The sequence below is a fragment of the Fictibacillus sp. Mic-4 genome, assembly GCF_049843615.1.
GTDB lineage: Bacteria > Bacillota > Bacilli > Bacillales > Fictibacillaceae > Fictibacillus_A > Fictibacillus_A gelatini.
Map to the genome: position 1 here is coordinate 61,585 of NZ_JBBHZM010000005.1, position 19,941 is coordinate 81,525.

The 19,941-nt window shown below is 42.5% G+C and carries 18 protein-coding genes and 1 pseudogene; 2 read left to right on the forward strand and 17 right to left on the reverse strand.

Going from position 1 to position 19,941, the window contains the following annotated elements; genetic code table 11:
* Positions 1–25: 25 nt before the first annotated feature.
* The 3 genes from WD019_RS05970 to WD019_RS05980 are packed head-to-tail and all read right to left on the reverse strand — an operon-like array spanning position 26 to position 4,103.
* Positions 26–1,573: an acyl-CoA carboxylase subunit beta gene (locus WD019_RS05970; RefSeq protein ID WP_425710924.1), complete on the reverse strand. Its 1,548-nt coding sequence runs from the start codon at positions 1,571–1,573 to the stop codon at positions 26–28.
* The gene (mce, locus tag WD019_RS05975; protein WP_026676847.1) at positions 1,573–2,415 is read right to left on the reverse strand and encodes a methylmalonyl-CoA epimerase; all 843 of its coding nucleotides are present in this window, start codon (positions 2,413–2,415) and stop codon (positions 1,573–1,575) included. Before mce ends, WD019_RS05970 begins: the two co-directional genes overlap by 1 nt.
* A 44-nt stretch (positions 2,416–2,459) precedes the next feature.
* Positions 2,460–4,103, reverse strand: coding sequence for an acyl-CoA mutase large subunit family protein (locus WD019_RS05980; protein ID WP_026676846.1), 1,644 nt, complete (start codon positions 4,101–4,103; stop codon positions 2,460–2,462).
* A 143-nt stretch (positions 4,104–4,246) separates the two neighbouring features.
* Between WD019_RS05980 and prli42 the strand changes: the two genes are divergently transcribed.
* Positions 4,247–4,348 carry a stressosome-associated protein Prli42 gene (gene prli42 / locus WD019_RS05985; protein ID WP_154657913.1) on the forward strand — a complete coding sequence of 34 codons (102 nt, stop codon included), beginning with the start codon at positions 4,247–4,249 and terminating at the stop codon, positions 4,346–4,348.
* 30 nt (positions 4,349–4,378) lie between these two features.
* Here prli42 and WD019_RS05990 read toward each other — a convergent pair whose 3' ends face one another.
* From WD019_RS05990 to WD019_RS06050, 13 genes and pseudogenes are all read right to left on the reverse strand, one after another.
* Entirely contained in the window at positions 4,379–5,338 is a 960-nt protein-coding gene (locus WD019_RS05990; RefSeq protein ID WP_026676845.1) for an aromatic acid exporter family protein, read from the reverse strand.
* 80 nt (positions 5,339–5,418) lie between these two features.
* Positions 5,419–6,141 carry an amino acid ABC transporter ATP-binding protein gene (locus WD019_RS05995; protein WP_026676844.1) on the reverse strand — a complete coding sequence of 241 codons (723 nt, stop codon included), beginning with the start codon at positions 6,139–6,141 and terminating at the stop codon, positions 5,419–5,421.
* Complete coding sequence (locus tag WD019_RS06000; protein ID WP_425710925.1) at positions 6,134–7,612, reverse strand: ABC transporter substrate-binding protein/permease; 1,479 nt, start codon at positions 7,610–7,612, stop codon at positions 6,134–6,136. Before WD019_RS06000 ends, WD019_RS05995 begins: the two co-directional genes overlap by 8 nt.
* Before the next feature lie 234 nt (positions 7,613–7,846).
* Positions 7,847–8,206: a DUF488 domain-containing protein gene (locus WD019_RS06005; RefSeq protein WP_026676842.1), complete on the reverse strand. Its 360-nt coding sequence runs from the start codon at positions 8,204–8,206 to the stop codon at positions 7,847–7,849.
* 50 nt (positions 8,207–8,256) lie between these two features.
* A complete protein-coding gene (locus WD019_RS06010) occupies positions 8,257–8,688 on the reverse strand; it encodes a BrxA/BrxB family bacilliredoxin (protein ID WP_026676841.1) in 432 nt (143 codons plus the stop codon).
* 79 nt (positions 8,689–8,767) lie between these two features.
* Complete coding sequence (locus tag WD019_RS06015; protein ID WP_026676840.1) at positions 8,768–10,054, reverse strand: dihydrolipoamide acetyltransferase family protein; 1,287 nt, start codon at positions 10,052–10,054, stop codon at positions 8,768–8,770.
* 27 nt (positions 10,055–10,081) lie between these two features.
* Positions 10,082–11,065, reverse strand: coding sequence for an alpha-ketoacid dehydrogenase subunit beta (locus WD019_RS06020; protein WP_026676839.1), 984 nt, complete (start codon positions 11,063–11,065; stop codon positions 10,082–10,084).
* A 14-nt stretch (positions 11,066–11,079) separates the two neighbouring features.
* Positions 11,080–12,072, reverse strand: coding sequence for a thiamine pyrophosphate-dependent dehydrogenase E1 component subunit alpha (locus WD019_RS06025; protein WP_026676838.1), 993 nt, complete (start codon positions 12,070–12,072; stop codon positions 11,080–11,082).
* A gap of 37 nt (positions 12,073–12,109) precedes the next feature.
* Positions 12,110–13,531, reverse strand: coding sequence for a dihydrolipoyl dehydrogenase (gene lpdA, locus WD019_RS06030; protein WP_026676837.1), 1,422 nt, complete (start codon positions 13,529–13,531; stop codon positions 12,110–12,112).
* Positions 13,532–14,656 carry a butyrate kinase gene (gene buk / locus WD019_RS06035; RefSeq protein ID WP_026676836.1) on the reverse strand — a complete coding sequence of 375 codons (1,125 nt, stop codon included), beginning with the start codon at positions 14,654–14,656 and terminating at the stop codon, positions 13,532–13,534.
* Positions 14,657–14,677: 21 nt separating this feature from the next.
* Positions 14,678–15,778 (reverse strand): branched-chain amino acid dehydrogenase, encoded by a 1,101-nt coding sequence (bcd, locus tag WD019_RS06040; protein WP_425710926.1) that lies wholly within the window; start codon positions 15,776–15,778, stop codon positions 14,678–14,680.
* Positions 15,779–15,808: 30 nt separating this feature from the next.
* Positions 15,809–16,699, reverse strand: coding sequence for a phosphate butyryltransferase (yqiS, locus tag WD019_RS06045; RefSeq protein ID WP_425710927.1), 891 nt, complete (start codon positions 16,697–16,699; stop codon positions 15,809–15,811).
* Positions 16,700–16,838: 139 nt separating this feature from the next.
* Positions 16,839–18,542, reverse strand: a pseudogene (locus WD019_RS06050) (sigma 54-interacting transcriptional regulator); the annotation flags it as partial.
* 176 nt (positions 18,543–18,718) lie between these two features.
* Between WD019_RS06050 and WD019_RS06055 the strand changes: the two are divergent.
* Positions 18,719–18,964, forward strand: coding sequence for a DUF2627 domain-containing protein (locus tag WD019_RS06055; protein ID WP_425710946.1), 246 nt, complete (start codon positions 18,719–18,721; stop codon positions 18,962–18,964).
* Positions 18,965–19,063: 99 nt separating this feature from the next.
* Here WD019_RS06055 and spo0A read toward each other — a convergent pair whose 3' ends face one another.
* Positions 19,064–19,864, reverse strand: coding sequence for a sporulation transcription factor Spo0A (gene spo0A, locus WD019_RS06060; protein WP_035350325.1), 801 nt, complete (start codon positions 19,862–19,864; stop codon positions 19,064–19,066).
* Positions 19,865–19,941: the final 77 nt, after the last annotated feature.

A 19,941-nucleotide genomic window follows, 5' to 3' on the forward strand; every position in this document is an offset into this window, starting at 1 on the left:
TTGTTTTAAAGATGGTCAGGCTATTTTACAGCGGAATGTTCCCGTGTTTTTTCCACGGCCTGTCCTCCTGTTTTGTCTTAAGCATTTCAAGAGCCTGTATTAATTTGATTCTCGTTTCCCTCGGATCGATCACGTCATCGACCATGCCCATTGAAGCGGCCACATATGGATTGGCAAATTTTGTTCGGTATTCTTCAATTTTTGCCGCACGTGTTTCCTCTGGATTGCCGCTCTGCTCGATTTCCTTCGCGAAAATAATATTGGCGGCACCCTGCGGCCCCATTACTGCGATTTCTGCATTCGGCCATGCATAAACAAGATCGGCTCCAATTGATTTACTATTTAGCGCAACATACGCCCCGCCAAACGCTTTTCTTAAAATTACTGTAATTTTCGGAACGGTCGCCTCCGAATAGGAGTATAGAATTTTGGCGCCGTGCCTGATAATGCCGCCATGCTCTTGCTTGATTCCCGGGAAAAAGCCGGTTACATCTTCAAACGTAATGAGCGGGATATTAAACGAATCACAAAAACGAATAAAACGAGAGGCCTTATCCGAAGAATCGATATCCAGGCCGCCTGCCATCACTTTTGGTTGGTTACATACTAATCCTACCACTTCACCTTTTATTCTTGCAAAGCCGACGACGATATTTCTCGCAAATTGAGCGTGAACTTCCATAAACGAATGAGGATCCACCACTTGTTCTACAACGTTTCGCACATCGTACGGCTTCGTTGAATCAAACGGCACGCTATCTGCAAGATCCGGACAATAGTCATTTTCCCTACCGCAAGCTTTGCTTACGGGCTTTTCCTTATTGTTTTGCGGTAAATAAGAAAGGAGACGGCGTACTTCTTCCAATACTTCTTCTTCATTGTCCGCCATAAAATGAGCATTTCCGCTTTTCGTGCTATGTACTTTAGCACCGCCTAAATCTTCGGAAGTAATTTTTTCACCTGTTACCGTTTCAATGACTTTCGGTCCGGTAATGAACATTTGGCTCGTCTCCTTCACCATGAAAACAAAATCGGTGATAGCTGGCGAATAGACAGCTCCTCCGGCGCACGGCCCCATAATGACGGATATTTGCGGAATAACTCCGGAGTAGATCGAATTTCTGTAAAAAATATGGCCATATCCGTCAAGGGAAACGACACCTTCCTGAATTCGCGCGCCACCCGAGTCATTCAGTCCAATAAACGGCGTTCCGTTTTTCGCCGCCAGATCCATCACATTGGCGATTTTTTGTGCATGCATTTCACCGAGGGCGCCACCGAACACGGTAAAATCCTGGGCAAATAAATAAACAGGACGCCCGTGAATTTTTCCATATCCTGTGACAACCCCTTCTCCAGGGGCCTTCATATCTTTCAACCCAAAATCCGTGCATCGGTGTTCAATAAACGGATTTAATTCGACAAAAGTCCCTTCATCAAGCAATAAATCGATGCGCTCACGGGCAGTCAGCTTTCCTCGTTCATGCTGCTTATCGATTCGCGCATCTCCGCCTCCAAGCTCTATTTCTCTTTTTTTATCATAAAGTTCGCTAATTTTATTATAAATATCCATTACTTCTCGTCTCCTTTTGGCTTCTCACAAAGTTCAAACAATACTTTATGTGTGGAAGCTGGATGAAGGAATGCTACATTTGCTCCTCCCGCTCCTTTAACAGGCGATTCATTAATGAGTTGAACGCCATGTTCTATTAATTCTTCGATCCTTTTTTCGATTTCCTTCACCCCGAGGGCAACATGATGCACCCCCTGGCCGCGCTTTGCTATAAATTTAGCGACGGCGCTTTCCCCATCCATCGGCTCAAGGAGCTCGAGACGTGTTTGCCCGATGTTTAAAAAGGCAACCTTTACTTTCTGTGATGAAACTTCTTCAATGCCTTCAAGCTTTAATCCAAGCGTGTTCACATAAAATGGCAGAACTTCTTCAAGCGAGGAAACCGCAATGCCGATATGATCGATTTTTTCAGCTGGTTCCATTCCGTGAGAGCCAGCGATCCCATCTCTTTCATAAACCGCTTTTTCGATAAACTTCGCGGTTTCAATGGTTGGCGTACCCGGGGTAAATATTTTTCTAATCCCTTTTGACTCAAGAAACGGAATATCTTCCCAAGGAATCACCCCGCCACCGATCACGATAATGTCATCTGCACCCCTTGCCTTCAACAAATCAATAATTTCTGGAAACAATTCATTATGGGCTCCTGAAAGGCAGGAGAGCCCGATTGCATCAACATCTTCCTGAATCGCCGATGCGACGATCTGTTCCGGAGTTTGCCGAAGGCCTGTATAAATGACTTCCATCCCGTAATCTCGTAACGCCTGTGAAATAACGAGAGCACCGCGGTCATGTCCGTCAAGGCCCGGTTTTGCGATGAGCACACGTATTTTCTTTTTCATCTTTCCCCACTCCTGTCTTTTCATCTCGTTATACTAAACAGTGGCTAAATACCTGTGAATTCGCCAAATTCTTCTCTCAAAACGCCGCAAATTTCGCCAATCGTGCAATAATCTCGGACACAATCGATAATGAGTGGCATTAAATTATCCGTTCCTTGTGCTCCTTTTCGCAATGCTTCCAAGCGAGCGCTCGCTCGGTTTGAATTGCGTCTCAATCGAAGTTCGGCTAATCTCGCTTTTTGTTTTTCGCCAAGTGATGGGTCCACTCTTAACAGCTCCGGCTGCTTTTCGTTATTAATCGTAAACGAATTCATCCCGACTATAATTTCTTCCCCTTTTTCAATCGCCTTTTGCGTTTCGTAAGCGGTATGATGGATTTCGCGCTGCATGTACCCTTGTTCAACAGCTGATACCGCGCCGCCTAATTCATCAATTTTAGCCATGTAGCGGAGGACTTCTTTTTCCATTTCATTGGTTAAATGTTCAACATAGTAGGAGCCTCCGAGTGGATCCACTGTATCGGCCACACCGCTTTCATGGGCAATGATTTGTTGTGTACGGAGGGCAATTCTTGCCGATTCCTCCGTCGGCAATGCGAGCGCTTCATCTCTTGAGTTCGTATGCAAGCTTTGCGTGCCGCCAAGAACTGCAGCAAGCGCCTGAATCGTCACACGAACGATGTTATTATCCGGCTGTTGGGCCGTTAAGGTAGATCCGCCCGTCTGCGTATGAAAACGCAGTTGCCAGCTTTTAGGATTTTTGGCACCATACGTTTCTTTCATCAATTTTGCCCATATTCTCCTTGCTGCCCTGAACTTTGCCACTTCTTCAAAAAATTGATTGTGGGCGTTAAAGAAGAAGGCGAGCCTTGGCGCAAAATCATCGATATCAAGACCGGCACCTATAGCAGCATCCACATACGCTTTCCCGTTTGCGATCGTAAACGCCAATTCTTGCACTGCATTAGCACCTGCCTCGCGAATGTGATAGCCTGAAATGCTGATCGTGTTCCACTTTGGCACATGGTCTTTACAATATGCAAAAATATCGGTAATGAGGCGCATGGACGGTTTGGGCGGAAAAATATACGTCCCCCTCGCAATATATTCTTTTAAAATATCATTTTGAATCGTTCCTGCTAACTTCTCTGGAGGGACTCCCTGCTTTTCCGCGACGACAATATACATTGCCAGCAAAACGGATGCCGGAGCGTTAATCGTCATCGATGTGCTGACTTTATCAAGCGGGATATCCCGTAAAAGCGCTTCCATATCTTCCAATGAATCAATCGCTACACCGACTTTCCCGACCTCTCCCTTTGCCATTGCATGATCAGAGTCATAGCCAATTTGAGTTGGTAAATCAAATGCAACAGATAAGCCTGTTTGTCCTTGTTCTAGTAAATACAAAAACCGTTTGTTCGTTTCTTCCGCTGAACCAAAACCCGCATACTGGCGCATCGTCCAATATCTTGCACGGTACATGGTCGGCTGAATCCCTCTCGTAAAGGGGTACTCACCTGGAAAACCTAATTCATCTACATCATATTCATGAATATCCGGTAAATAGAGACGGTCAACCGGTATATTCGAGCTTGTATAAAACTCTTTTTTTCGTTCGGGAAACCGTTCAATCGTTTTCTCCGTTTTTGTTTTCCACTGATTCAAACGTTCTTGCTGTTCACTCATGCAGGCAGCCCCCCAAAATCGAAATTTCGACAAATCGTATCATTACTACTTTCGTTCTTGAAAGCGTTTTTTCCTGCCTGTTTTTTTAAATTTATCGGCCGTTATGCTACTATAGACACATAGAAAATTGCTGGAGGTTATGTATGTCACGCAAATTAATGAAGACGGTAGTATATATTATGATTGGTTCCCTTGTCTTTACGACATTGTTAACAGGAGCAGCTTATTTCTTTAGTGCAAAATAAAAATAAGCCGATTGGTTTCATCGGCTTATTTTAATTGTTCCCGGGCTTAAACTCCCGCTTGATGATCAAATAGCGTTCGATTTCATTGAGCAAATAAAATAATTTTGCCCTTGTTTCAAATTCCTCTCTTTCCACAGGCAATGGCATTTGACGAAAGTCGCTTCTCATTTCATTCAATTCTTCAAGAAATAAAACAGCTGTATTTCCCGGATGGACGGCTTCACCTAAATTACCGAAAAAATCTCCAAGTTTTTTTCCTTGAACATAGCTTTTATCTATGGATGAAACAATCGGTAGCATCCGCTCAATAATTTCGAATTGCTTTTCCCGCATCTTAAAATAATGATAATAGACGTTTTCATCACGCAAGAAATGATTTTCAATGTCCCGAAAAGCAAGGTTTTTCCCTTCTTCGATGAGCCGGTCTGCAATCAGTATCTCTTTCCCATCCCACGTCGATTGGCCATTATGTAAGTAATTTTTAAATTCCATAAAAATGATTTTAAATTGGTCTTCTAGTTCACGCTGGCATCGCTTCAAGTCTTTTTCCATATTTGGCATGTATACATTCACGATGAGGGCGATTCCAATCCCGATCACAATCAGGGCAAGTTCATTTAAAAAAATGGTCCATGATAGCTTCTCAAGTGTATATAAATGCAAGATGATAACCGAACTTGTAACAAATCCTTCTTTCACTTTTAGGAAGACAACGGTTGGAATAAAGAGAAGGATAAGTAAACTAATGCTGAAGGGGTTATAGCCGAGTAATGAGAAAAAGACGAAAGCAAAAACCATGCCGATCATACAGGCGGCAAACCGTTCCCATGCGTTGATTAATGACCGTTTTTTCGTCACTTTTATGCAAAGGATAGCCAATATCCCCGCAGAACTATAAAAATTCAAGCCCCAATATTGGGCAATAGCTATGGCCGCCCCCGCTCCGATCGCGGTTTTAATCGTTCTGTAACCGATTTTGAATTTAGGCATTGTTGAACTCCTTCTATCGATGATGTCCCTTACATTCTATCCTTTCAACCATAAAATAAAAAGACCCGAATAGGGTCTTTTTATAATACTTTTTCAAGAAATGATTTCGCACGTTCTGTTTTCGGGCTTGCAAAAAATTCTGCCGGTGGCGCATCTTCAACCAGTTTTCCTCCATCCAGGAATAAGACGCGATCCGCCACTTCTCTGGCAAATCCCATTTCGTGTGTCACAATCGCCATTGTCATGCCGCTTTTCGCAAGTGACTTAATAACTTCCAACACTTCCTTGACCATTTCCGGGTCAAGTGCTGAAGTCGGTTCATCAAACAACATAATGTCAGGGTTCATTGCCAGTGCACGGGCGATGGCGACACGTTGTTTCTGGCCGCCGGATAGCCGGCTCGGATATTCATTTTCTTTTTCCGCAAGGCCTACTTTTTGCAGCAGATCACGGGCGATTTTTACCGCTTCTTCTTTTGACAGCTGGTTTACTTTCATCGGTGCATAAGTCAAATTCTCAAGCACTGTCATATGTGGAAACAAATGAAAGTGCTGAAACACCATGCCGATTTTTTTCCGCACTAGAGCAACATTTGTTTTCGGATTAGTAATTTCTTTGTCGTTTACCCACACCTGGCCGCTTGTTGGAGTTTCAAGCAAATTTATGCAGCGGAGAAACGTTGATTTTCCCGAACCGGACGGACCGATGATAGCCACAACTTCCCCTTGTTTAATTTCTGTGTCGATCCCTTTCAATACTTCATTGTTCCCGAATGTTTTATGAAGATCTTTAATCTTAATCACCGCGTCTCATTCTCCTTTCAAGCATGCGTCCTAAAACGGTTAAGATCATTACCATAGCGTAATAAATGATGGCTGCAATGATCAACGGTTCAAAATAGCGGTACGTATTCGAACTAACAATTTGAGCTCGGCGCATAATATCCATCGTACCGATGACGGAAATAATGGCAGATTCCTTCGTTAACGTAATGAATTCGTTCATTAACGCCGGCAAAATATTTTTCAACGCCTGCGGCAAAATGATTTGCCGCATCATTAATTTATAAGGAACGCCCAGTGCAACCGCGGCTTCGCTTTGCCCTTTATCCACCGCCTGGATGCCGGCACGGATGATTTCTGATACATATGCCGCGGAGTTAAGCCCGAACGTCAGAACTCCCGCTACAAATGGAGTGATTTTGTAATCCGTTAATTGCGGTGTGGCAAAATAAATAAGCACAAGTTGCAGAATAAGCGGGGTTCCCCGGAAAACCGACGTATACGCATCCGCAAACCATTTTAGTATACGAATTTTACTAATCTTAAATAGTGAAAGGATTGTTCCTAATATAAATCCGAGAACGATCGAAACGACGACAAATTTTAAAGTCGTTATAATTCCAGTGAATATAAACCCGATAGAAAGTTTAATCGCTCCGAAGTTAATAATGCCTTCATGTGATTTTTTCGCTTTTTTTCTTGGCTCAAACCATTTTTTTCGAAGTTTTTCGATTTCGCCGTTTGCCTTCATTTCTTTTAATTCATTATTAAATGCTTCAACAAGCGGACTGCCTTTAGGAAAAGCAATCGCCGAGCCTTCCGCTTTTACGCCGGGAATCGGAAATCCATTTAATTGACTGTACTTGTTTAAAAACTCGATCGCCGGGCCGTCTTCAATGACTGCCGCATCAAATCGGCCAGAAAACATTTCTTGCACGAGGTCAGGTATTTTGTTTCTCTTTTCAATCTTTTTAATTTTCACTTTTTTCGAGAGATCCTTTGCGATCCCTTCCTGAATGGATCCCAATTGAACACCGACCGTTCTTCCTTTAAGGTCATCAATCGTTTTGATTTTAGGGTTGTTTGTCACTATTAGTTGCTTTGCCGCATAATACGTATCGGAAAAATCAACCACTTTTTTCCTTTCTTCGTTTGCGGTCATGCCTGCCATGACGAAATCAGCCCGTCCCGCATTCAATGCAGGGATTAAGCCGTTGAAATCCATATCTTTGACGACTAATTTATATCCTAATTTATCGGTAATCTTTCTTGCGATATCGATGTCAAAACCAGTGATTTCTTTATTCCCCTTAGCAGTATCGATAAACTCATAAGGCGGATAGTCCGCTGATGTAGCCATAACAAGCGTTTTTTTGTTTCCTTCGGCATGGGCAACTGAACCGTTTTTTGAATGGAGAAAACCGAAGCTTCCCATGGCCGAAAGGAGAAATGAAAAAATAAGTGCAAAAATGATCTGCTTCTTTTTGAACATGTGTCATCCCCCTATTTTTGTCGAACAATTACTAATATTATGAATTAGGATTTGTATTCTGGCAAGATAAATATTCATAAATATTTATTCATTATACTGTATTTTAACACAAGAATACTGACATTCCCGTTTTTATATAATTCTGAATGTATGTTTATACAATTTCGCGAATAAAAAACAGGATGTCGAAAAATGACACCCTGTACTATTCAAGGGAAACACATAATTTGTCATTTAAATTTTGCCTCCCTCCAATCTTTCTAAATATTCCTTTAAAACGACCGCCTGGTTATGCGTCTTATCTTTGGCAGCATAAAGAAGGGTAAGCGTCCCTTCCATTGCCCATTTTTTTAATTTCTGTACATCTTCCTTCTTTTCTTGAAGTTCTTTTTCATACTTCTTTTTAAAAACGGCAAATTTTTCGGGGTCGTGACCGAACCATGTTCTTAATTCCGTACTCGGTGCAACTGTCTTTATCCATTCGTCGAGACGGGCATTCTCTTTAGATACTCCTCTTGGCCAAATACGGTCAACAAGCACTCTTTTTCCGTCTTTATCGCTGAACTCTTCATAGATTCGCTTTGTTTGAATCATGACCCGTCACTCCTTTTTGCACAGAAAGAAGAGGGATTCCCCTCTTCTTTCTACTTGCAATATTGGTCAAAAGCAGCACGCAATTTATTTACGACTTCCATAGGATCATGTCCTTCAATTTCGTGCCGCTCAACCATCGTTTGAATTTCGCCGTCTTTTAATAAAGCAAATGAAGGTGAGGAAGGCGGATAACCGGTAAAATAGGAACGCGCCTTTTCTGTCGCCTCTTTATCCTGTCCGGCAAAAACGGTTACGAGGTAATCGGGCCTTACATCCTGTTTAACGGAAAATGCCGCAGCCGGCCGCGCGATCCCACCTGCACAGCCACAGACTGAGTTAACCATGACAAGTGTCGTTCCTTTTTTACTTAATGCCTCTTCAACGGCTTCCGGCGTTTTTAGTTCTTCATACCCCGCTTCAATCATTTCTTTTCGTGCGGTTTCAACGACATCATTCATAAAAAGGTTAAAGTTGAAATCCATACTTCCACTCCTTTGAAAACATTCTGCTTTTATTTTATCCCTTTCTCTCCATAAAGAAAAGACGCCTGCTCGGCGTCTTTTAATAGATGGACGTATTTTCTGCTGTCATATTTTCGAGACGTTCTTTTACCCTTGCCAGGAAACGTCCGCAAACTAATCCGTCGAGGACGCGGTGATCCAGGGAAAGACAAAGATTGACCATATCCCTTACCGCGATCATTCCATTGTTCATGACAACAGGACGTTTAACAATCGATTCAACGGAAAGAATAGCTGCTTGCGGGTAATTGATAATCGGTGTAGACATGACTGAGCCGAATGAACCTGTATTATTTACAGTAAATGTTCCGCCTTTCATATCATCCGCTAATAAGCGGTTTGATCTCACCTTATCCGCAAGTTCTTTAACTTCACGGGCAATTCCTTTTATGCTTTTCTCATCAGCATGTTTAATAACAGGCACGTAAAGAGCATCGTCTGTCGCAACTGCAATAGAAATATTGATGTCTTTTTTCTGAATGATTTTATCTCCTGCCCACATGGAATTAAGCTGTGGAAATTCCTTTAATGATTCGACAACCGCTTTAATAAAGAATGGCAAGAACGTTAAATTGTAGCCTTCTTTTGCTTTGAAATCATTTTTCACACTGTTTCGGTAGTTCACCAAGTTCGTTACATCGACTTCAACCATCGTCCATGCATGTGGAGCTTCATGCTTGCTTTTAACCATATTGGCAGCAATTGCTTTTCTTACCCCGGAAACCGGAATTTCGATATCTCCAGGCATGCTGGATATAGAAGGTGCTGGCGTTTCACTTGTTATTTTTGTTTTTTCCGTTTCTTGTTTTTCGGTTGCACCTGCATTTGGAACTTGTTCTTGCACAACCGGCGCACTACCTGACTCTATTAGCTTCTGAATGTCTTTTCGGGTAATTCGGCCATTTAAGCCCGTACCGCTTACTTGAGACAGATCAATGTTATGCTCATTCGCCAATCGTAAAACGGCCGGTGAGTATCGGCTCTTTGCGGATTGATCCCCTTTAGGCGCAGAAACAGCAGTTTGAGTTTTTTCTTCGTTAAGGGCCTCTTCTTTTTTGGCTGTTTCTTGTTTTTCTTTTCCGGATTCTTCCGTCTCAATGTAACAAATTAATTCACCAACGCCGTACGTTTCTCCTTCGTTTCCAACAAGCTCTTTAATGGTTCCGCTAAAAGATGAAGGAACTTCCGCATTCACTTTGTCCGTCATTACTTCTGCGATCGGATCGTATTTTTTAACCGTGTCTCCAACATTAACAAGCCATTTACTGATCGTACCTTCTGTTACACTTTCCCCAAGCTGGGGCATTAAAATTTTTTCGGTAGCCATGTTTTATTCCTCCTGCCTGTCTTTCCATTAAAATTCAGCAAGTTCTCTCATTGCTTTTTCAATTTTTTCCGGATTGATCATGAAGTATTTTTCCATTGTCGGAGCATATGGCATCGCCGGTACGTCAGGTCCCGCCAGACGTTTTACTGGTGCGTCAAGATCGAACAGGCAGTTTTCCGCAATAATGGCCGCCACTTCGCTCATCACGCTTCCTTCTTTGTTATCTTCCGTAACGAGCAGCACTTTCCCAGTCTTTGAAGCCGCTTCAATAATCGCTTCTTTATCTAAAGGATAAACGGTTCTTAAATCAAGAACGTGCGCGGAAATGCCGTCTTTTTCAAGTTTTTCTGCCGCTTGAAGGGCAAAATGAACGCATAATCCGTACGTAATAACCGTAATATCTTCCCCTTCACGTTTTACATCCGCTTTTCCGATCGGAAGTGTATATTCTTCTTCCGGCACCTCACCTTTAATTAAACGGTAGGCCCGTTTATGTTCAAAGAAAAGAACAGGATCTTCGTCACGAATGGCAGATTTTAAAAGTCCTTTTACGTCATAAGGCGTTGAAGGCATAACGATTTTCAATCCCGGAACATTGGCGAATATCGCTTCTACCGATTGAGAATGATAGAGGGCGCCGTGGACACCTCCGCCATAAGGGGCACGTATCGTGATCGGACAATTCCAGTCATTATTGGAACGGTAACGGATTTTTGCCGCTTCGGAAATGATCTGGTTAACCGCGGGCATAATAAAATCGGCAAATTGCATTTCGGCAATCGGCCTCATTCCGTACATTGCTGCTCCAATTCCAACACCAGCAATCGCGGATTCGGTCAGCGGGGAATCAATCACGCGGTCCTCGCCGAACTCTTCAATTAATCCTGCCGTTGCACGGAATACTCCGCCCCGTACGCCAACGTCTTCTCCGACAACAAACACTTTTTTGTCTCGTTTCATTTCTTCTCTAATCGCTTGAGTTACCGCATCAATATATGAGATAACAGGCATTAACTATTCCCCCTTTACTCCGCATATACATGCCGCAGCGCTTCTTCAGGGTCAGCATATGGCGCATTTTCGGCATAATCTGTCGCTTCGTCGATAATGTTTGCAATTTCTTCGTGCAATTTTTTTTCCGAATCGTCTGTTAAAACGCCTACCTCTTTTAAATATTGAGCAAACGTATAAATGGAATCTTTCTGTTTCGCTTCCTCAACTTCTTCCCGGGTCCGATACGCACGATCATCATCATCGCTTGAATGCGGGGTTAACCGATAAGATACCGTTTCAACGAGGGTCGGGCCTTCTCCCCGGCGTCCCCGGTCTGCCGCTTCCTTCACCGCTTCATATACGGCAAGCGGATCGTTTCCATCAACGGTTACCCCTTTTATTCCGTAACCGATCGCGCGGTCCGAAACATTTTCACAAGCCAATTGCTTAGAAATTGGAACAGAAATCGCATATTTATTATTTTCGCACATAAAAATAACGGGCAATTTATGTACACTCGCAAAGTTCACGCCTTCATGGAAATCCCCCTGGTTTGACGAACCTTCGCCAAATGTTGTAAAGGTAACGAGATCCTTTCCGTCAAGTTTTCCGGCGAGGGCGATCCCAACTGCGTGAGGAACCTGTGTCGTTACCGGTGATGAACCTGTTACGATGCGCAGTTTTTTAGAACCAAAGTGCCCTGGCATTTGTCTCCCGCCGCTATTAGGATCTTCCGCTTTCGCAAAGCCGGATAACATTAAGTCCTTTGCCGTCATTCCAAACCATAAGACAACACCCATATCACGGTAGTACGGAAGAACGTAGTCTTTTTCACGGTCAAGTGCCATAGCAGCCCCTACTTGAGCCGCCTCCTGCCCCTGACATGAAATGACAAACGGAATTTTACCCGCACGGTTTAATAGCCACATGCGCTCATCAATTTTGCGCGCAAGAAGCATTGTTTTATACATTTCAAGAACGTCTTTATCCGTTAAACCAAGTCGTTCATGACGATTTTCCGCCATAAATGTAGCCCTCCTTTTTTCAAAACCAAGTTCCTTTTTAAAAATGAATCGCTTTTCCATCAACACTAAGAGCGGCCTCTGCCATTGCTTCAGAAAGCGTAGGATGAGGATGAATCGTATGGGCAATTTCCCACGGAGTCGCATCAAGCACCCGGGCAAGACCCGCTTCAGAAATCATATCCGTCACATGCGGCCCGATCATATGGCACCCCAGCAAATCATTTGTTGATTCGTCGACAACAAGTTTAATAAACCCGTCCGATTCCCCATAAACGAGCGCTTTACCGATTGCTTTAAATGGAAACTTTCCGATTTTTACGGTAAAGCCTTTTTCTTTTGCTTCTTTTTCCGTTAAGCCGACACTTGCCATTTCCGGATTGGAGTAAATGCATTTTGACACAAACGAAGGATCAATTGGATGAGTGTCGACCCCTGCTAAATGCTCAACAGCAACAATTCCTTCGTGTGAAGCAACATGCGCAAGCTGAAGGCCACCAATAACATCCCCTATTGCGTACATATGGCTCTCAGCTGTTTGATAATATTCATTCGTTTTGATAAAGCCATTCTCGACTTTAATCGCTGTGTTTTCAAGGCCAATTCCTTCAACATTCGCCTGCCGTCCGACGGAAACAAGAATTTTGTCTGCCGTAAATGATTTTTGTTCGCCTTTATGCTCGGCCGAAATTTGAACGTTATTCTCTTTTTGCAACGTTTCCGGAAGCACTTTGGCGCCTGTTACAAGCTTAATCCCTTTTTTCTTTAAAATTCGGGCCGCTTCTTTCGAAATGTCTTCGTCTTCTGTCGGGAGAATTCGATCGGCATACTCAATGACCGTCACATCCACACCAAAGTCATTTAACATGGATGCCCATTCAATCCCGATCACTCCTCCGCCGACGATAATGATAGAACCAGGGAGTTCCGTCAATTCAAGCGCTTCATCAGAAGTTATGACCTTCTCGCCGTCGATGTCAAGTCCCGGGAGGGTTCTTGGTCTTGAACCTGTAGCGATAATGACATTTTGTGGAACGAGAATTTCGTTTTCACGTCCATCATTAAACTCAACGGAAATCGATCCAGGCATTGGTGAAAAGATTGATGGCCCTAATATTCGGCCAATGCCTTCATACACCTCGATTTTCCCTTTTTTCATTAAATGTTTGATTCCATTGTGCAATTGATCGACAATCGCTTGTTTTCTCGCTTGCACTTTTTCAAAATTTAATGTGACGTCATGCACGCTTACTCCATATTCATCGGCTTTTTTTGAAGTGGCATATACTTCCGCGCTCCGAAGCAAAGCCTTACTCGGAATGCATCCTTTATGCAGGCATGTCCCACCAAGTTTTCCTTTTTCAACAATTGCTACCTTTTTCCCGAGCTGAGCGGCGCGGATGGCTGCTACATAGCCACCCGTGCCGCCGCCGAGAACGACAAGATCAAAATCTGTTGCCATTTATTCGGTCCTCTCCTTTAATCGGATCTCTTCCCTTAACGTAGTTGGGTATTCCTTCGCATGTTCCTCGCCTTTTAAAACCCGTAAAGCACCTTCAGCAAGGGCTTGAAGTTCATTTTCTCCCGGCTGGATAATAACGTCGCATATCCATTCGACACGTTCTGTAATTTTTTTGACAAACTCTTTTCCATATGCTAGTCCGCCCGTCAAAATAATGTAGTCAACTTGCCCTGATAACACCGTACTTGCCGCACCGATTTCTTTTGCAATTTGATAGGCCATTGCGTCATAGATAAGTTCGGCTTTCTTGTTGCCTCCGGCGATCATCTTTTCGACTTTCACAGCATCGTTCGTTCCGAGGTAACCAACAAGTCCGCCCTGTCCGACCAATTTTTTCATGATTTCATCGATATAATATTCTCCTGAAAAACAGAGGTCAACAAGATCACCAATCGGCACTGTACCTGCCCGTTCCGGAGAAAAAGGACCTTCCCCGTGCAGGCCGTTATTCACATCAACAACTCTTCCATATTTATGAACTCCTACGGTAATGCCGCCACCCATATGAGTGACGATCAACCGAAGATCATTATAGGGCTTCCCAACCATTTTTGCTACCCGGCGGGCAACCGCTTTTTGGTTGAGCGCATGAAAGATGCTTTTTCGTTCTATTTCGGGAATGCCGGAAATCCGTGCTATAGGCTCCATTTCATCGACGACAACAGGATCTACGATGAACGCAGAAATATTGAGGAGCGTGGCAATCTCATAAGCAAGAATGCCGCCAAGATTGGAAGCGTGTTCCCCGGCATAGCCTTTTCTTAAATCTTTCAACATCTCATTGTTTACTCTATATGTTCCGCCTTCAATGGGACGCAAAAGGCCTCCCCTTCCTACTACGGCACTGAGTTTGGAGATGTTGATTCCTTCATGGTCAAGCGCCTCCAGGATCGTTTTTTTTCGAAAATCATATTGATCAATAATCGAATGGTACGTATTGATCACATCGATGTCATGTCGTATTGTCTTTTCAAAAATGCAATGTTCATCATCAAAAACGCCGATTTTGGTAGATGTTGATCCTGGATTAATTGTTAAAATGCGGAATTCTTTATGGTGAACCATTTAACCCTCCGTATTTTCCGTTTATCGCACACGATTGGAAAGAGCATGACGTTCATTTAATAAAAATTGGCTTCTTGAATTGCGCATTTTTTCAATACGTTCTTCTGCTAAACGATCAGCTGCAACATAAGTTGGGATTTGATCACGCTTAGAAATTTCTATGATTTTTTCAATTGTATCGTAAATCGTTTCTACTTTCTTCAAAGCACGTTCGCTATTGTAACCATTTAATTCATCGGCTACGTTGATAACGCCGCCTGCATTAATGACGTAATCCGGTGCATAAACAATTCCCATTTCTTGAATTGCGTCACCATGTCTTGTTTCTTTTAACTGATTGTTTGCCGACCCGGCGATTACTTTTGCTTTTAATTGCGGAATCGTATCATCATTAATAATCGCTCCGAGAGCACATGGTGCAAAAATGTCACATTCAACTCCGTAAATGTCTGCCGGATCGACCGCATCTGCTCCAAATTCTTCTACGACCCGGTCTACGGCTTCTTTATTAATGTCGGTTACAATTAATTTTGCTCCTTCTTCATGTAAATGTTTGCAAAGCGAATAAGCAACATGGCCGACACCTTGAACGGCGATTACTTTTCCTTCGAGTGAATCCGTTCCAAATGCTTCTTTGGCAGCTGCTTTCATTCCGCGGTAAACTCCATAGGCCGTTACAGGAGATGGGTTTCCAGATGATCCAAATGCCGGTGAAATTCCCGTTACAAATGGCGTTTCCTGATAAATTAAATCCATATCTTCAACCGTAGTTCCTACATCTTCAGCAGTAATATAGCGGCCGTTTAAACCGTGAATAAAGCGGCCAAACGCCCTGAACATTTCTTCATTTTTATCTTTTTTCGGGTCGCCAATGATAACTGTTTTACCCCCGCCAAGATTGAGTCCGGCTGCGGCATTTTTGTAGGTCATTCCGCGCGCCAGACGAAGCGCGTCCTCAAGTGCCGCCTCTTCGGAATCATATGTCCACATTCTCGTGCCGCCAAGCGCCGGGCCTAACGTCGTATCGTGAATGGCAATAATCGCCTTTAATCCTGACTGTTTATCCTGGCAAAATACGACTTGTTCATAATCATACATCTCCATATATTTAAAAAGTTCCATTTTAATTTCCTCCTTGTGATTTCGCATGTTTTAACTTATAGATCGAACGGCAAGCGCAATCGAAAATAACTTACTTTCTGCCGAATCGGCTCTTGATGTTAAGACGATCGGCGCACGCGCTCCAGTGATGACTGCTCCAACTTTTGCCTTTGCAAAATAAATGAGAGATTTGTATAAGGCATTTCCTGTTTCGATTTGAGGAACAACCAGGATGTCGGCAACTCCAGCTACATCACCGCTAATTCCTTTATGCTCTGCCGCTTCTATCGATATTGCATTGTCTAATGCAAGCGGTCCTTCAACAAGACAATTTTTGATTTGTCCCCGTTTGTTCATTGCCATAAGGCAAGCCGCATCAAGTGTCGCCTGCATCGATGGATTCACCACTTCTACCGCTGATAAGACAGCCACTTTCGGGGTATCTACTCCAAGGCCGATGGCAAATTGTGCAGCATTCTCAATGATCTGCGCCTTTTGTTCTAGATCAGGCGCAATGTTCATCGCGGCATCGGTGATAAAGATAAGCCGATCATATCCAGGTATCTCAAACGCCGCAACATGAGAGAGAACTCTGCCTGTTCTCAGTCCGTGCTCTTTATGAAGCACTGCTTTTAATAAAGATGCGGTCGTTACCATTCCTTTCATGACGATATGCGCCTCGCCGCTGCTGACAGCTTTCACAGCCTCCAGTGCCGCACTATCTGCTGATGTATGGATAATTTTTAATTCATCGTTTTCTTCTAATTCAAATTGTTCTAAATGAAATCGAATTTTTTTGCTGTCACCGTACAGCAAAAATGATGCTAACCCTGATTGATAGGCTTCTTTTACTGAAGCGATCACATCTTCATCCTCTGCTCTAGCAACTGATACAATTTTTTTTGACGGAGAATGGGTGTTAAGATACGTTCCTAGTTTCAATAGCTCTACCCTCCTTTAAAACACAATAAATGATATTGCAAAAAGTATGCCAAATTGAAAAAGAGGGTTTTGAAAGCGTTTACGTCCTTGAACCATGCAATTCATTTCACAACATGAAAAATAATGCATGCACAGTTTTTCAATCCGAATCGACCAATCCATACTTCTCAAGCTTATAATATAAATTCCGAAGTGAAATTCCTAATGATTTGGCGGTCTTTGTTTTATTACCATTAAACTTCTCTAAAGTTGCCTGAACAATTCTTTTTTCATAACGTTCCATTTGCACTGTTAATGGTTCGATAGACAATTCATGATTATTTTGTTCATTTCCCTTTACTAATTCCGGCTTGTCTTTTTCAATAAAGTTCATATGAGAAATATTAATATATTGTTCGTTATTATTCATATAAATGATGGCCCGTCCTAAAACGTTTTCTAGTTCACGCACATTTCCCGGCCAGTCATATTGATTGAGAAAATCGGCCGCCTCTTCAGTCACTCCCTCGATATTTCTTCCGTAATCTTGATTTAACTTATGAATAAGGTGCTCGGTTAATAGAGGGATATCTTGCTTTCGCGAACGTAATGGCGGGATGTAGATCGGCATGCGATTTAAACGATAGTATAAATCTTCCCTGAACGAACCTTCCGCAATTTTCCGTTCGAGATTAACGTTTGTCGCCGCAATGACCCTAACATTGATCGGAATCGCTTTTGTTCCGCCCACTCTGCGAATTTCATTTTCTTGTAGTACCCTTAATAGTTTAGCTTGTGTATTGGGAGCTAATTCGCCGATCTCATCTAAAAAAATACTTCCTCCATTCGCTTCTTCAAATAATCCTCGTTTCCCCCCTCTAAGCGCCCCTGAAAAAGCGCCTTCAACGTAACCGAACAACTCGCTCTCCAACAAAGATTCTGCAATTGCGGCACAGTTTACCCTGATAAATTTGTTAAACTTCCGGCCGCTTGCATTATGAATCGCATGGGCAAAAAGTTCTTTACCTGTTCCCGATTCTCCTCGTAATAGTACGGTTGCAGGAGTTGAAGCGGCGAGTTTTGCCTGTTCAATGGCAAACATTATTTCTTCTGACTTTCCAATAATGTCTTCAAACGAATACTTCGCTTCTAATGTTCGTATAATTTGTCTTGCTCTTTGCAATTCTTCAGTCAGTTCTTTTATCTCAGACACATCTCGGATCACTCCAACACTGCCTTTTAAAATTCCATCTACAATTACCGGAGCAACATTGACAATCACTTCACGTTTATTTGGCCCAACTTTTAACCTTGCTCCGCGGACGGGTTTTCTCGTCTGCAATACTTGCATATGTATACTTTCGCCCTCTGATATATCGATGGCGGCTGGCTTTCCAATGATCTGCTCTTTTGTTAAACCAGTCAACCTTGTATACGCAGGGTTGATCATAATTCCTTTTCCTTTTTCATCGACGACAGATATCGCTTCTTCGGATGATTGGATGATCGCGTGGAGCATTGATTGTATGCTTTTTAAATTGGTTACTTCTTCAGCTAGATTAACGATTTCTGTAATGTCTTTGAATACTGCAAAAGCCCCTATTTTATTTCCACTTTCATCAATGATCGGGATCCTCGTCGTAATAATTTTCGTTCCATTGTCCAACATTTGTTCTCGATTGATTTCCGCTTCTCCATTTGCCAGGACGCGTGGCAGCTTGCTTGTCGGCAATACATCAAGAATAAATTTGCCAATGGCCTCTTCTTTCCGAATCCCTGTCATCCGTTCGGCACTTTTATTAAACAGGGTTACATTACGATCTTTGTCGATCGCAATCATCCCATCATGAGTAGCTTCTAAAATACTCCGCAATGTATTTTGCATACAAAACCCTCTTATAATTGCAATTTATTTCACATTCTTACTATACTTTTTTATGAAAAGTTTTGCAAGAATGAGTCATTCGACATTCTGTTAATGATTTTGTAAAATGGAGACAACACAGGGTGCTTTATTCTGCACTTCAAAGGAGAATTATGATGCAACGATTTATCGCCCTTATTATTATGGTCATTCCAGGCATCATCGCAGTCATAGGAATTAAATTGATGAGAGATGTCTTTTTTGGCGTTTTGCATTCGCCATTTATCAAACTCTGGCTACAATTTTTAGCCGGCGCCATTTTTTTTGCTGTTGGTTTTGCATTTGTTGGAGGATTTATTTTTTATCGGGACCGCAAAAGAAACAAAGTGCAACCTAGATTTTCAAAAAAGAGACCCTTGTGAGGGGTCTCTTTACTTCATTTGTATTTAGGCAAAAAACACCTTTAAAACATTTGATCAAATGTTTTAAAGGTGTTTTTTTATAAGGCCACTCTAATCCTTTCAAACGACGGACTTATGCTCGATTCTGAGTTTATCGGCAACCATCGCGATGAATTCCGAATTGGTCGGTTTTGCTTTTGACATGGAAACCGTATAGCCGAACAAAGAAGAAATGCTTTCAATATTTCCGCGGCTCCATGCTACTTCGATTGCATGCCGTATGGCGCGCTCAACCCGACTGCTTGTTGTGTTAAATTTCTTCGCAATATCAGGGTATAGAACTTTTGTAATTGAGCCAAGAAGTTCAATGTCGTTATAAACCATTGAAATGGCTTCGCGTAAATACATGTATCCTTTGATGTGTGCAGGAACTCCAATTTCATGAATAATGCTAGTAATGCTTGCATCCAAGTTTCGGGGCTGTTTAACTGATTTGATGGCATTTGTTCGTGATGTTGATGCAGATCGTTGGACGGTCGACTTCTCACTTCCACAAATTTGGCGAATTTGGTTCGCAAGATTTTCCATATCAAACGGTTTCAAAATAAAATACGACGCGCCTAAATCAACCGCTTTTTTTGTTACATCTTCCTGTCCAAATGCGGTTAACATAATGACATTTAATTGTGCGAAATTTTCATTTGAACGAATTTTTTCAAGTACGGCAAGCCCATCCAAATGCGGCATAATAATATCCAACACGAGTACATCCGGATCTTTCGTTTCAAGTAATGATAAGCATTCCTGACCGTTATAAGCAACACCGATTACTTCCATATCTTCCTGATTGGAAAGATATTCTTCCAACAAATTTATAAGCTCACGATTGTCATCCGCCAAACAAACTTTTATTTTTTGCACCATTATTCCTCCCCATACTTCTTGTTCATACGTTATAAATTCAACAATAAAACGCAAATTCCTTTATTTCAACCCCC